General features: G+C 43.0%; 13 protein-coding genes and 2 pseudogenes. 6 read left to right on the top strand and 9 right to left on the bottom strand.

Features of this window, described 5'->3' with window-relative positions; genetic code table 11:
- Nucleotide 1: 1 nt before the first annotated feature.
- From DXA15_RS15155 to DXA15_RS15140, 4 genes are all read right to left on the bottom strand, one after another.
- Nucleotides 2–1,075, bottom strand: a complete 1,074-nt coding sequence (locus DXA15_RS15155) for an RluA family pseudouridine synthase (RefSeq protein ID WP_128134556.1) — start codon at nt 1,073–1,075, stop codon at nt 2–4.
- Nucleotides 1,076–1,077: 2 nt separating this feature from the next.
- Entirely contained in the window at nt 1,078–1,713 is a 636-nt protein-coding gene (locus tag DXA15_RS15150) for a PASTA domain-containing protein (protein ID WP_128134555.1), read from the bottom strand.
- Nucleotides 1,714–1,830: 117 nt separating this feature from the next.
- Complete coding sequence (rpmH, locus tag DXA15_RS15145; RefSeq protein WP_005633099.1) at nt 1,831–1,983, bottom strand: 50S ribosomal protein L34; 153 nt, start codon at nt 1,981–1,983, stop codon at nt 1,831–1,833.
- 175 nt (nt 1,984–2,158) lie between these two features.
- Nucleotides 2,159–3,121: a tetratricopeptide repeat protein gene (locus DXA15_RS15140; RefSeq protein WP_128134554.1), complete on the bottom strand. Its 963-nt coding sequence runs from the start codon at nt 3,119–3,121 to the stop codon at nt 2,159–2,161.
- A 1,348-nt stretch (nt 3,122–4,469) separates the two neighbouring features.
- On the opposite strand from DXA15_RS15140, the gene DXA15_RS15135 reads away from it, so the two are divergent.
- From DXA15_RS15135 to DXA15_RS28045, 5 genes and pseudogenes are all read left to right on the top strand, one after another.
- Nucleotides 4,470–4,745: an OadG family protein gene (locus DXA15_RS15135; RefSeq protein WP_010801500.1), complete on the top strand. Its 276-nt coding sequence runs from the start codon at nt 4,470–4,472 to the stop codon at nt 4,743–4,745.
- Between the two features lie 22 nt (nt 4,746–4,767).
- Nucleotides 4,768–6,663 carry a biotin/lipoyl-containing protein gene (locus tag DXA15_RS15130; RefSeq protein ID WP_044246000.1) on the top strand — a complete coding sequence of 632 codons (1,896 nt, stop codon included), beginning with the start codon at nt 4,768–4,770 and terminating at the stop codon, nt 6,661–6,663.
- Nucleotides 6,663–7,897, top strand: a pseudogene (locus tag DXA15_RS15125) (sodium ion-translocating decarboxylase subunit beta). The gene DXA15_RS15130 and the pseudogene DXA15_RS15125 overlap by 1 nt, the downstream one beginning before the upstream one ends.
- A gap of 233 nt (nt 7,898–8,130) precedes the next feature.
- Nucleotides 8,131–9,981: a DUF349 domain-containing protein gene (locus DXA15_RS15120; RefSeq protein ID WP_128134553.1), complete on the top strand. Its 1,851-nt coding sequence runs from the start codon at nt 8,131–8,133 to the stop codon at nt 9,979–9,981.
- A gap of 61 nt (nt 9,982–10,042) precedes the next feature.
- Nucleotides 10,043–11,250, top strand: a pseudogene (locus DXA15_RS28045) (hypothetical protein).
- A 10-nt stretch (nt 11,251–11,260) separates the two neighbouring features.
- On the opposite strand, the gene DXA15_RS15110 reads toward DXA15_RS28045, so the two are convergent.
- The 4 genes from DXA15_RS15110 to DXA15_RS15095 are packed head-to-tail and all read right to left on the bottom strand — an operon-like array spanning nt 11,261 to nt 13,239.
- Nucleotides 11,261–11,749 carry a cupin domain-containing protein gene (locus tag DXA15_RS15110; RefSeq protein WP_128134552.1) on the bottom strand — a complete coding sequence of 163 codons (489 nt, stop codon included), beginning with the start codon at nt 11,747–11,749 and terminating at the stop codon, nt 11,261–11,263.
- Between the two features lie 15 nt (nt 11,750–11,764).
- A complete protein-coding gene (locus tag DXA15_RS15105; protein WP_233567310.1) occupies nt 11,765–12,136 on the bottom strand; it encodes a hypothetical protein in 372 nt (123 codons plus the stop codon).
- 11 nt (nt 12,137–12,147) lie between these two features.
- The gene (locus DXA15_RS15100; RefSeq protein WP_048318192.1) at nt 12,148–12,738 is read right to left on the bottom strand and encodes a hypothetical protein; all 591 of its coding nucleotides are present in this window, start codon (nt 12,736–12,738) and stop codon (nt 12,148–12,150) included.
- 12 nt (nt 12,739–12,750) lie between these two features.
- Nucleotides 12,751–13,239 carry an RNA polymerase sigma factor gene (locus DXA15_RS15095; RefSeq protein WP_128134551.1) on the bottom strand — a complete coding sequence of 163 codons (489 nt, stop codon included), beginning with the start codon at nt 13,237–13,239 and terminating at the stop codon, nt 12,751–12,753.
- A 169-nt stretch (nt 13,240–13,408) separates the two neighbouring features.
- On the opposite strand from DXA15_RS15095, the gene DXA15_RS25295 reads away from it, so the two are divergent.
- Nucleotides 13,409–13,585 carry a hypothetical protein gene (locus tag DXA15_RS25295; protein ID WP_158579674.1) on the top strand — a complete coding sequence of 59 codons (177 nt, stop codon included), beginning with the start codon at nt 13,409–13,411 and terminating at the stop codon, nt 13,583–13,585.
- Between the two features lie 467 nt (nt 13,586–14,052).
- Here the strand turns inward: DXA15_RS25295 and DXA15_RS15090 are convergent, their stop codons facing one another.
- Entirely contained in the window at nt 14,053–14,601 is a 549-nt protein-coding gene (locus tag DXA15_RS15090; protein ID WP_158579673.1) for an IS1595 family transposase, read from the bottom strand.
- Nucleotides 14,602–14,755 lie beyond the last annotated feature (154 nt).

Here is a 14,755-nt window from a genome sequence, read left to right as displayed (position 1 = left end):
TTTATATCTCTTTAGTATTTGCATATACCCGCCACTTTTCTATCAATTGTGTCATATCGGCCGGAATTTCGGAATCAAAAAACATTTCCTCGCCGGTAGTAGGATGCACAAACCCCAACGTCTTGGCATGGAGTGCCTGCCGGGGACAGATAGCAAAGCAGTTCTGTACGAACTGTTTATATCTTGTAAAAGTCGTTCCTTTCAGTATTTCATTTCCACCATAACGTTCATCGTTGAAAAGCGTATGCCCGATATATTTCATATGCACACGGATCTGATGCGTACGTCCCGTCTCCAGGCGGCATTTCACCAATGTCACATATCCCAGGCGTTCCAACACGGAGTAATGGGTAACAGCTGTCTTTCCCTGATCTCCTTCAGGAAATACCGTCATCTGCATCCGGTCGCGCGGGTCGCGTCCGATATTACCTTCGATACGGCCTTCATCGTCTTTCACGATGCCCCATACCAGGGCACGGTATTCGCGTTTAGTCGTCTTATTGAAAAACTGCATACTGAGATGCGCCTTTGCCTCCGGTTTCTTGGCTATAAGCAACAAGCCGGAAGTATCTTTATCGATACGATGGACGAGTCCCAGTGCCGGGTCATTCGGGTCGTAGGTCGGATCATCTTTCAGATACCATGCCAAGGCATTCACCAGCGTACCGGTGTAATTGCCGTGTCCCGGATGCACAACCAGGCCTGCCGGTTTGTCCACCACCATCAGATCGTCGTCTTCGTATACTATTTTAATAGGAATATTCTCGGGAATGATTTCCAGTTCCCGACGGGGACGTGTCATAACGATTGTCACGACATCCTCCGGTTTCACCCGGTAATTACTTTTTACCGGCTTGCCGTTTGCCAGGATACAACCGGCATCGGCAGCCAACTGTATCCGGTTACGGGTGGCACCCATCATCCGGTCTACCAGGAATTTATCTACCCGCAACAAGGATTGCCCGCGATCGGCAACGAAGCGGAAATGTTCATACAGTTGGGGAGTACCCTCCTCGTTCTGTTCTAACAGGTCATCAACCTGTTCATCATCCATTTCGTCGAAAAATTCATCCATAGCTAAAACCAGTTTTCTTCTTCACTATCCAATGATTCGATGGGCATTGTCGACAGGGAGTCGATCGACAAAGAGTCGGGAAGCATCTCGGCTTCACCGCTGCTCACCTTCAGCACCAGCGGTGCCGTAAGCGGAACATGCTCACCTTTTGCCAACGCCCGTCCACGCAGATCGACAGAAACTGCCAGATCCTTGAAGTCACCCGGAACATACTCGATCTCCACATTTTCAAACCCGCGGGCTTTTAAAAGCGCATACGCCTGACGGAATGACAAGTCTTCCACTTCCGGGATTGTTGCCATCTGCGAGGTCAAAGCATTCACGGTGATAAAAACGATACGTCCTTCTTTCACCTTCGAGCCGGCCAATGGAGACAGTTCGACGATTGCTCCCGGTTCCACGTCTTTAGAAAATACCGAGTCGATCACATTATAACGCAGATTGTTATTTTTGAAGAATTCAGCGGCTTCTTCTATCTTCAGTCCCTTCACATCCGGAACTACAACGGCCTCATTATGCCGTGTATAATGATCCAGCCATTTCAAAGCGCCATAGATCAGACCACTGGTCACGACCACTGCCAGCAGCAGGTTCAAGACGTACGGATTCTTTATCAGTTTAACAAAAAAGTTATTCATCTCTGTTTGTTTTTGTAGGCGAGATCAAAAATAGAAAACAAAGCCGTTAAAACAAAGAAAGTAAAGGCTTTTTAGCAAAAACCTCTACTTTCTTATAATAATTTCTTCTAACGGAGATTATCCGTTATATTCGTCAGATACAGTTAATTTAGCTCTTCCTTTAGCACGACGAGATGCTAATACTCTGCGGCCATTAGCAGTAGCCATTCTAGAACGGAAGCCATGCTTGTTCTTTCTTTTTCTGTTGGAAGGTTGGAATGTTCTTTTCATCTTTCTATATATTTATTTATTATTATCTTACATATCAATTCGGGCTGCAAAGATAGAGGCTTTTTTTAATAAACAAAGAGTTAGCTGTTTTTTTCAAATTGATTTGACTATTTTTGCAAAAGAAAAACAAATCATCCACTGCTCAATAATCAATTAATAAACTGATATGTAGATATTAAAAAATCCCTCCTTTGTACATATTATCAAAATTATGTTGTCCTTCAAACTTCTTGGCTTCCTCTCCTTCCGGATTCAGTTCGATTGATTTTTTCAGGTCTTCGAAAGCACCTTCTTTATCGCCTTTCTGGTTTTTGGCGCGTCCGCGTTCGGCATAAGCCTTGGCAAAGTCAGGCTTTATTTCAATGGCCTCATCGAAAAAGACAATAGCTTCGTCTAACAAGTTTTTAGTGATCAGCAGCGAACCTTTCAGTATACAGGCATCTTCATTGAACGGGTTCAGGTCGAGCGCCTGCTGGTAATCATCGGTGGCAGCATCCAAATCACCCAGCGATTCGTGTATTTTACCTCTTACCAGATATGTTGTTTCTTCTTCCGGAGCCAATGAGATCGCTTTCTCGATATCGGGCAAAGCCTCCTGTCCCTGTTTCATGGCAAGCAGCACCTCTGCACGAAGCAGATAAGCATCCGTGAAATCATCTTTCAGGGCAATGGCTTTCGTCAGGTCGGCAATGGCTCCCAACTGGTCGCCGGTTGTTCTTTTGGCTTTTGCCATCAGGAACCAGGCTAGATGGTTCGACTCATCCAGTTCGATCACTCGCAGGCAGTCGGCAATGACCTCGGCTTCCTTATCCAGCATAAAGAGCACGCTGACCCTTGTCAACAACGTCTGGATATGCTCCGGCTCCATTTCCACCATACGGTTCAATGTTTCCAAAGCCTTTTCCGTCTGGTTTGCCATTGAATAGGCCGATACCAGATGGTTCATTGTTTCAAAATCTTCCTGTATATTCAAGGCTTCCGTAAAGCATTTGATAGCATAGGCCACCTGGCCGATTTTTTGCGCACGGATACCGTCATATTTTAATATGTCGAAGTTTTTCTGATCGTTTTTAGCTTTTCCTTCTGCCGTATCCTCACTTTTGGAAGAAGAAAACAAAGATGTAAAGAAATTCCCCATGGTTATATGTTTATGTTCGAGGGGACAAATATACCGATTATTTTGAATTTGCCATATGTAACAAGATATCATAAACCATATAAAAACAGATTTATTTTAAAACAACAATCTACACATATCAGAATGTCATTTCAACCTACTTTTAGAGAAGCTGTACAGCCATCAATCAAGACCTGTTGTTGTTCATTTACTTGTCAGCGATTCAGCCAATAACACCGAGCCATACCTGGACTCACAAATACAACATTATGAAATCTATAAAGAACTAAACCACGCAACGAGTCACAGATTATTCAAACGCACTATCAATATATCTTTTCATCCACAACCATTATTTCCCTTGTTACAGAAAATAAAAATGTTTTTCAACATGCTTTTTGGGGAGAAAAAAACTTCAAAAAGAAGCCAACTCAACACTTATTAACACAAATCTCGGTTTAAACGAATTACCTATCATTTAAAATGAGAAAAAATTCGTTTTAAACGAGTAGGTAATTTCTTTTAAACGAATCATAAAAGATGTATTCGTAGACCATACTGTTAAATATTGTATCCGAAAACATTCCAGAGCATCGGTTTGAAAGAATATACGCGCCACAAAAATCCGACTGATAGAATCTTTTTGTTCAAGGATAACTCCATATTGATTCATTTTGTCAAACCCATCATTTCAAACAATTGCACATAAAAGTGTACATGTTATCTTTTCTTTGCCTCATACGCTCTGATTCTTTCCTCACAGCATTATTCCGTAATATCCCGGAATAATTCGACTTTAGAAAAAAATTGAGCTATCTGCTAATTATAGGATGAGCCAGTTAGCGACGGTGTCTTCAGGCTGTAGGCCTGTAACAAACTAGCCCGGGGTTCTAACCCCGGGTTCCCTTGAATCCTTCTCTTTCTGAGGCACCCTGTAGGGGTGCGACAAGACGAAAAGAGTTGATATTTAGCTTGTCCCGCCCTTACAGGGCGGAAAGGCAGGAGCGAGTTTTCATAAACCCAGGGTTAGAACCCTGGGCTGGTTTGTTAAAGCCTTACAGGCTTACATTGACACCGTAAGAGCGGTTCGCGAACCGCCCCTACCAACGACGCTACATTCAAATTTGATAAATTCTGAACCATTCTCAACAATTTTAACAACAAACTCGAAAATAACCATTTATCACAAAAAACCGCATTAATACTACGGAACAAAACATTCAAAAGAATAAATATTCTATTCTTTTACTTTTTTTATAGTCTTCCAGCAAAGGAAATTGCGGGATTTTGTTATTTTTGCATGCAATTTATAACTTGGCGGAGATTGTTTTGATCGCTTCCCACAACACTTATTATCATAAATATAGATATGGAAAACATAGAAACTGGACTTTTGTTAATGGTAGTCGGAATGACCACGGTATTTGCAATTCTTTTAATCGTAATCTATTTAGGAAAAGGATTAATCACATTGGTTAACAAGTACGCACCGGAAGAAGTCATCGTAAAAAAACAAGTAACAACACAACCTGTTGCGGCCGGACAGTCCGGAAATATTCCGGGTAAGACTACCGCCGCTATCGTAGCCGCTGTCAGCATGGTAACAGGTGGACAAGGAAAGGTTACCAAAATTGAAAAATTATAATACTAGCTATACATAATATATCATGAAAAGAGAAATCAAATTCAGTTTGGTCTTCAGAGACATGTGGCAATCTGCCGGAAAATATGTTCCCAGAGTAGACCAGCTAACCAGAGTTGCCCCCGCTATTGTTGAAATGGGCTGTTTTGCCCGCGTTGAAACCAACGGAGGGGGATTCGAGCAAGTTAATTTACTATTCGGAGAAAATCCCAATAAAGCCGTACGTGAATGGACGAAGCCATTCCATGAAGCAGGTATTCAAACACATATGCTGGACCGTGCACTGAACGGCCTCCGCATGAGTCCGGTTCCGGCAGATGTACGCCAGCTATTCTACAAGGTAAAGAAAGCACAGGGCACCGACATCACCCGTACATTCTGCGGCCTGAATGACGTACGCAACATTGCTCCTTCCATCCAGTATGCCAAAGAAGCCGGGATGATCTCCCAGTGTTCGCTCTGTATCACCCACTCGCCTATCCACACGGTCGAATATTATACCAAGATGGCCCTGGAACTGATCGAACTGGGAGCAGACGAAATCTGCATCAAGGACATGGCAGGTATCGGACGTCCTTATTCATTGGGACAGATCGTTGCCAATATCAAAGCGAAACACCCTGAAATACCTATCCAGTATCATAGCCATGCAGGTCCCGGATTTAATGTAGCTTCTATCCTGGAAGTGTGCAACGCCGGTTGCGACTATATCGACGTAGGTATGGAGCCACTGTCATGGGGCACAGGGCATGCCGACCTGCTGACCGTGCAGGCCATGTTGAAAGATGCCGGTTACAAAGTACCGGAAATCAATATGGAAGCCTACATGAAAGTACGCAGCATGATCCAGGAATTTATGGATGATTTCTTAGGATTGTATATCAGTCCGAAAAACCGCCTGATGAACTCATTGCTGATTGGCCCGGGACTTCCCGGCGGTATGATGGGTAGCCTGATGTCTGACCTGGAAAAGAATCTGGAATCGATCAACAAAAACAATATCAAGAACAACAAGCCGCTGATGTCGCAAGACCAGCTGCTGATCAAGCTGTTCGACGAAGTGGCTTATGTATGGCCACGTGTCGGTTATCCTCCATTGGTAACACCGTTCAGCCAGTATGTAAAGAACCTGGCACTGATGAACGTAATGCAGATGGAAAAAGGGAAAGCACGCTGGAGCATGATCGCCGACGACATCTGGGATATGCTTCTCGGAAAAGCCGGAAGACTGCCTGGTCCGCTGGCTCCTGAAATCATCGAAAAGGCAAAAGCCGAAGGACGCGAATTCTTCGAAGGAAATCCGCAGGACAACTACCCGGATGCTCTTGACAAATATCGCAAGATGATGAACGAGAAACAATGGGAAACCGGCGAAGACGACGAAGAATTGTTCGAATATGCAATGCACCCGGCTCAGTACGAAGCCTACCGTTCCGGAAAAGCGAAAGTCGAATTCCTCGCTGATGTTGCCCAGAAAAAAGCAGCTTTGCAGGGAAAGGCACAACCGGCAGCACCGGCCACAACCGCTTCGGCAGCTCTGCCTACAACACCCCAGGTACTGACTGTAGATGTAGACGGACAGCCTTACCGCGTAACAGTTGCTTTCGGAGATACGGCTAATACTGCTGCTGCTGCTCCTGCCCAGGCCGCACAATCCGCAGCACCGGCCGCTCCAGCGCCTGCCGGAGCCGGAAATGAAATTCTTTCACCGCTGGAAGGAAAATTCTTCCTCGTAAAGAACGCTTCCGACACACCACTTAAAGTTGGAGATATAGTCAAAGAAGGCGATGTGCTTTGTTATGTGGAAGCAATGAAAACATATAATGCCGTACGTTCGGAATTCAGCGGAAAGATCACTTCCATCAACTACGCTGGTGGCGACACAGTTTCTGAAGACGACATATTAATGACTATACAGTAATGAACGAGATATTTCAAAATCTGTATGAAATGACTGCGTTCAGCAACATTATTGCTGAACCGCAGTTCCTGATCATGTATGCAATCGCATTCATATTGCTTTATCTAGGTATCAAGAAGCAATACGAACCTTTGCTGCTTGTCCCTATTGCATTCGGGGTGCTGCTCGCCAACTTCCCCGGAGGTGACATGGGCGTGATCCAGGCTGATGAAAATGGATTGGTCAATGTTAACGGAGTAATGAAAAACATCTGGGAAATGCCGTTGCACGACATTGCTCATGAACTGGGAATCATGAACTTCATCTATTACATGCTGATCAAGACCGGTTTCCTTCCGCCAATCATTTTTATGGGTGTAGGAGCCTTGACCGACTTCGGCCCGATGTTGCGCAATCTTCGCCTGTCGATTTTCGGTGCAGCTGCCCAGCTGGGTATTTTCACCGTTTTACTGGTAGCAATCCTGATGGGATTCACTCCGCAGGAAGCCGGCTCTCTCGGTATCATCGGGGGGGCAGATGGACCTACAGCGATCTTTACAACCATTAAACTCGCACCTCATTTATTAGGTCCGATTGCCATTGCTGCTTATTCATATATGGCACTGGTCCCTGTAATCATACCACTGGTAGTCAAAGCTCTTTGCTCCCAAAAAGAACTTCGTATCAATATGAAGGAACAGGAAAAGAAATATCCTTCAACAGTAGAGATTAAGAATATGCGGGTTTTAAAAATTATATTCCCAATTATTGTTACTACTGTTGTTGCCTTGTTTGTTCCCAGTTCAGTGCCTTTGATCGGTATGTTGATGTTCGGTAACCTTGTAAAAGAAATCGGAACCAATACATTCCGTCTATTCGATGCTGCATCCAACAGTATCATGAATGCAGCGACCATCTTCCTGGGACTATCGGTAGGTGCAACCATGACGGCGGAAGCTTCCTGAACTTTACAACGATCGGTATTGTGATCGGTGGATTCCTGGCTTTTGCCTTGTCTATCGCTGGCGGTATCTTCTTCGTAAAACTGTTCAACCTGTTCACCAAGAAGAAAATCAATCCGCTTATCGGTGCAACCGGATTAAGTGCCGTCCCAATGGCTTCACGTGTTGCCAATGAGATTGCATTGCAATACGATCCCAAAAACCATGTATTGCAGTATTGCATGGCCAGCAACATTTCCGGCGTAATCGGTTCGGCTGTTGCAGCCGGCGTATTGATCTCGTTCCTGGGATAAAAAAACTGCAACTATTTATAAAAAGTCCCTGTAATCTGCTCAATGCAAGTTGCAGGGATTTTTGTTTAATACATTTTTTGGAGAACAAAGCGGTTAATTCCGGACTTTTTACACGAATATTAACCTTTTCTAATAAATAAATTGCCCGCAAATGCTGTAATCCAAAAATAAATACTTTAATTTGTGACTTGATATAGAAATGCTTTTTATCCTTTTCTTAAATGTGATTGAATATGAAGGACACTCATGAAACTAATCTGCCAGCTGAAGAAACCGGCAAATTAGAAGAAACTAAAGCACCGGAAGTAACTCCGGAGAACACTGCGGCTGAAGTTGAAACAACTGAAACCCCGGATGAAGCGACAGCGAACGCTATCAGTAAATTATCAAAAGAAGAAATTCTTGAAAAATTAGCTGAATTGGTAAATGCTGCTGCCGAAACGGCACGCAACGAAGTGGAATCGTTGAAACAGGCATTTTATAAAATCCACAGAGCCGAAGTTGAAGAATCGAAGAAAACATTCCTCGAAGGTGGTGGAGAAGAAAAGGATTTCGTCGCTCCTGAAGATGAAGGCGAAAACAAACTGAAAGAATTGCTGGCCGTTTTTAAAGAAAAAAGAGCTGCAATCCTGGCAGAAGAAGAACGCATAAAGGCTGCGAACTATGCACTGAAACTTCAACTGATCGACCAGTTAAAAGTGCTTACCGAAAGTCAGGACGACTTCAATAAGCTATACAACGACTTTAAAGACATCCAACAGAGATGGAAAGAAATTAAAGCCGTACCACAGGAACATGCAAACGAACTGTGGAAAAACTATCAGACTTACAGCGAAAGATTCTATGATATAATCAAGATCAATAACCAGTTCCGCGATTACGACTTCAAGAAAAATCTGGAATTGAAAACTGCTCTATGTGAAACAGTTGAAAAGCTGCAAACCGAACCGGATGTCGTGTCCGCATTCCACCAGCTTCAAAAACTACATCAGCAATGGCGTGAGATCGGTCCGGTTGCCAAAGAACTGCGTGAAGAGTTATGGGCTCGTTTCAAAGCGGCTTCTACCGTGATCAACAAACGTCATCAGGAGCATTTCGAATCGCTGAAATCGAAAGAACAGGAAAATCTGGTCGCAAAAACAGCTATCTGCGAAGAAATAGAAGGTATCGACTTCGATGCATTGAAGACATTCAAAGACTGGGAAGAAAAGAATAAAGAGGTGATCGCTTTACAGGATAAATGGAAAACAATCGGTTTCGCACCGAAAAAATCCAATGTAAAGATTTTCGAACGCTTCCGCGCTGCCTGTGATGTATATTTCAACAAGAAAAGCGCTTTCTACAAGAATATCAAGGAAGAGATGGAAAAGAATCTCGAACTGAAAAAAGCCTTGTGTGAGAAAGCGGAAGCACTGAAAGACAGCGTAGAATGGAAGAGTACGACTGAAAAGATGATCGCTCTCCAGAAAGAATGGAAAACGATCGGTTCGGTTGCCCGCAAGCACTCGGATGTTGTATGGAAGCGTTTCATTTCTGCCTGTGATTATTTCTTCGAACAGAAAAATAAAAATGTTTCCTCCCAGAAGGGCGTAGAACAGACAAATCTGGCCGCAAAAAAAGCATTGATCGAAAAGATCAATAAGCTGGATGAAACGTTGAGTGCAGATGAAGCATTAGCTGAACTGAAAGACATGATGGCTGAATGGAATGCAATCGGTCATGTACCTTTCAAGGAAAAAGATAAAATCTATAAAGAATATCACGAAGCGGTAGACAGCCAGTTCGACCGTTTGAAAGTAGACCAGACAGATCGTAAGATGCAGTCATTCCGCAGTAACCTGAACGATATGGCAGGCGAACATGGAAAAGGCAAACTGTATGGCGAACGCGAAAAGCTGATGAGAATGTATGACCGCATGAAAAATGAATTGCAGACATACGAAAATAATATCGGCTTCCTCAGCATCTCCTCGAAAGGCGGTGGCGGTCTCGTGAAAGAGATGGAGCGCAAGATCGAAAAACTAAAAGATGAGATGGCGCTCATAATTAAAAAGATCGATGCAATAGATGAAAATCTTGAATAAATAAAACGAAGCCGTCTCGCTAACAGACGGCTTCGCTGTTTATATACATCTACTATTTTATATGATATCCCAGATACATTTATTTAATCCCGGACATGAAACTGCCGTACTGCTAGGCACGGAGAACTATACACCTCCGGCAAACGTACGAAGAATGATACAGGAGTTATCATATCTTCCTGTATGGTATGCCGATAGCAACGATTACGTATTTACAGAAGAGATCGCTTCGCCTCGTTTCTTTTCTTTACAACCCAAAGAGCTCAGGCCGTTTGCCACGCTTGTTTCCGTAAAAGAATTGAAAGAGTTAGCTCCTTCTCTTCCGGAACTGGCTGCGTCTCCCTGGGGAATATCTCCGCACAGCCTGCACGTCTTTGAGAAACTGAAACAAGAATTACAATTGAATTTATCCGTACCGACCTGGAAAGAAGAATATTTCCGGCTGACCGGTAGGCAGACAGCGCAGAATGCCTTGAACGAATCCGCCAGCTGTTACCCGACCTTCCCATACCGGCTACTCCGAAATTCTGCAAAAAGATCAGGGAAATAGAAAAATACCAGATCCTGCAAAATGCCCCTTTTGTTGTAAAGACTCCTTATTCTTCGTCCGGACGCGGTTTGCACTGGATACCGGAGCGCAAACTCACCCCCAAAGACCGTACCTGGATAGAAGGGGCTATCAATAAACAGGGCACTGTCAGTATTGAATGCGGACTAGACAAGGTCCATGATTTAGCGATGGAGTTTTATTCCGATGGGGAAGGCCATGTCACCTATGAAGGACTCTCCGTCTTCAGTACGGAAAAAAAAGGTTCCTACTCCGGAAATGTATTGGGAAGTCAGGAATATCTGGCTACACCGATCAAACGTTGGATAGGAGAAGATGTTTACCAGCGGACCCAGGAAGCGGTTACAGAAGCCCTGAAAAGCATTTATGGAAATATATACCATGGATATCTGGGAGTGGATATGATCGTCTACAAAACAAAAGACGGTTCGTATGCCCTCCATCCCTGTATCGAGATCAATATGCGCTATACGATGGGAATGGTCGCCCTCCGCCTCAGTCAAAAATATCTAGCTCCGCATGCCATTGGCGATTTCCATATCACTTATGACAGTAAAGCCGGAGATGCCTACGAACGTCATCGTTTCATGAAAGGAGCTTACCCGCTCACCATAGAAAATGGCAAAATCAGGGAAGGATACTTATCTTTATGCCCGGTGACAAAGGAGACAAAATACAGAGCCTATATTTTAGTTGTGTAGATAGTTTTCTCTATCTACACAATTGTTCAATAATCTCTTTTTCCTGAGGATACCTAACGACCAGTTCTTCTTTCCGGGCCAGTTCGAAATCTTTATATTCAAATCCAGGAGCGACAGCACAACTTACCAATGTAAAACCTTTCGGATTTTTCAGGCGGGCAGCAAACCAAATATCAGGTTCAACAGTGATCTGTAACTGTCCTCCCTCCTGATCCGAAAGTTCACGACAAACAAGTTGTCCTTTTTCGAAAGAATAGATATGTAAAGGTTCGCCCTTATGGAAAAACCAGCTTTCCGGAGATTGAATACGGTGAAAAGCCGAAAAGTCCGCCTCTTCCAACAGGTAATAGATTGTTGTCAACACTCTGCGGTCGGATGGATATTCGGAAATAGGTTTCCACCTGTCCGGACGATATACTTCTTTAAAATAACCACCCTCCGGATGCGGAGACATATTTAGTTTTTCAATCCAATAAGAAGAATCTTTGCTACGATCCATAAGCTGTATATCTTATTATTTATGACGACGAACGCTACGAATAGTACCCGTCTTTTCTGTTCCTAATTTGTACCCCAAAGATAATCCAAATGTAAATGTACGGTCACGTATTCCATCCGATAAACGGGTAAAACTAGGTAAATAAGCGATATTAAATCCTAATTGCATATTCCTGAAGTCTTTCCGGATGCCACCCACACATTTCAAACCGAACAGGACAGGATGAATGCCATCCAGCTTTTCTTTGATAGGTTCAAAATCAGAGGGACGGTGTTCATCAAAATCAACATAAGTTACTACCACCGATTTCAATTTAAAATCAAGACGGGGGCCAACACCGATAAAAAAGATATATCCGTCATGACTTGTCTTTTTAATGTCACCCATTCCGACCTATTCTAACCCACTTCTTCTTCGAACTCCTTCAGTTCTTCCAGGCCTTTCTCTATTGTTCGGATATTTCTCAGGTAAAAACGGATTTGATAGAACATCATAATAGAAATAAAGAGCAATATTAATATCAGACGTATTTCCCAATTAGCGACAAGCCGGGCCTTTTCAATAAACAGAAAAGCAATCAGAGCTGAAACTACAAGTCCCGAAGCAAACATGAAATTCCTTTTCATCCAAAGTTTATAAATTAACGTAAGCCGGGCCAGTTCACAAATCCTCTTCTTCTCCATATTGAACCTAAGAAGGATAGCGGAGAAAAAGACTTGTATAATAAATCCTATGCCAATAGTCCCTTCCAATACAGCAAAAGAGAGCGGCTGCATCACGATTTTACCTGTCACAACTAGCACAGGAAACAACACACACATCACGAATGCCAATATAAGTCCAAACAAATCAAACCTGAACAACCGTTCATAGGCCGACTGTGTCCGATTAATTATCATCTCCTTAATGATCCTTTTATTCAATATCTCATTTTGTGCCAATCGCTCGTTCAGCACATTCCAACCTGCTTTTAATTCTTCCAGTTCCATATTCTTTTTAATTTAACTGTTTGACATGATTCTTAGCTTCTCTTTAATACGATTGAGTTTTACTGCCACATTATTACGGGAAAGTCCGGTAATATCCGCCATCTCCTGATAACTCTTTTCTTCCAGCCAAAGCAGGATCAGTGCACGCTCCAAACGTCCCAGCCGGTTTATCATCCGATAAAGTTCATGAAGCTGGGTTGTTTTATCTTCTTCTTCCACAAAATCTTCCAGGTCGACCGAAATCGGTATCACTTCCGGTTTGGACTTTGACTTGCGGAAAAAAGAAATACAAGTATTCAGCCCGATGCGATACACCCAGGTGGAAGCCTTACACTCGCTCCGGAAGCGGGGAAAGGCTTTCCACAGGTTGATCACGACTTCCTGATACAGGTCGTTCAGATTCTCCGGATCACTTGCATAGATATAGCAGACCTTATATAGAACCTGCTTATATTCTTCTACAAGCGCTATAAACTCCTTCTCTTGTTGCTGTGCATTCATTAACTCGTTATCGTATTGTTTACTACATCAGTCGCATACAAAGATGAATAATTACAATAATAAATCAAAAATCTGGATAAATCTTCATCTTACCAGGGCAACCGCATCAAAAGCATCTCTCGTCCGAAAGAAAACACCGTTTTGCAAGACAGTAAAGGTAGTTTTAAGCATGAGAAAGTTCGTGACGGAAACATTACTTCCCCTCCATGATTTTCGCACCTCATCCTTCACACACGTAACACGATGTATTACAGCCTCTTGTGGTGAAGGCAACATTTTCCCGCCTGCCTTCACGCCCGAAACGGGAAACCTTCCGGTGAGCAGGCATCCGTTTGGAAACAGATAGTTATTCGTTGGACAACCGATGCCTGTCCGTTAAAGAAAAACCGTACGCATTCCAGGAAAAAAACGTACGCTTTTTTTTCGAAAACAACATTTTATCCCCGCTTCACCACCCTTCACCACAATTACCTATATTACAACATAGTATACACGATGAAGGGTGAAAGCAAAATATATAAACCCCATTGCAGGATAGAGTCTTTCGGAAAAGCGAAGACGTTTCAAGCCTCAAAAAGTCTTTGCTGCCCCCTTTTCAAATAATTTGATGCGGTTGCCCTGTCATCTTACTACTTCTGGTAACTACTCACCTATGCCCGAATGACGATTATTGAGTTATTCGATAGTTGTTTCTCATACTCATTGTTGTCCCGGACTAACGAAGACATAATACTTCTGATTTCCAATAAAATAAGATCAGAATAAATGCTGATTTTCTTGCGCATGTCATAGGTATTTTGTGGCTGTAGTTGATTACTGCGTTACAAAGAGAGCCTTATTCTCCATCATTGACAGCCTCAGTAAAGCATTTGCGTGGTTCGCTTCCTTTTTAAGTACAGTTACCACTACCTTAAACCAGTTCAAGTAATTCTGCAGGTATTTCGTAGAGACTCCCCAAAAGGTGGAAGCGATCCATTTCTTCAATCTGTTGTGTAACGAGTTCACGTGTTGTATATGGAATCTTTCCTGTTTGACCCTTTGCTTTATGTCGTCTCTTAACACTACATGCTTCAGGTGGTTGTCGTTTGCATACCCCTTATAACTTACATGGCCGTCAGAGCAAAGAATTACGTCCTTGTCCAGCGGAGTTCCCAGGCTTTCCGCGATGTCCGCTTTGGTCAGCCTTCCTTTTCCACAGCGTGTCATGTTCAGGTCGTTCTTTCTGTCGGTAGTTACTATAACCTTAGCCTTGTTATCCGATATACCACTGCTTTTAGGATCGGTCCCCCTTTTGCGGGGAGGACGTTTGAGATGACGGTTACCTTTCTCGGATTCTTCAAAAAATGTCTCGTCACTTTCCACATTAGGTGAGTAGTTACTACTTCTGCAAGAATTGCAAAATATTCAAAAATTCACTTTTTTTAATATATCAAACTATATTTATTCCACAAAAAAACTTCATATTTGTTTCATATACAAAACTAAGTTTCTATATATACAAAACTAAGTTTCTATA

The organism is Parabacteroides sp. AM58-2XD, from assembly GCF_003463685.1.
In the GTDB taxonomy this organism is placed as follows: Bacteria; Bacteroidota; Bacteroidia; order Bacteroidales; family Tannerellaceae; genus Parabacteroides; species Parabacteroides segnis.
The sequence above is the reverse complement of the archived record's forward strand: the minus strand, read 5'-3'. Positions and strand labels throughout refer to the sequence as shown.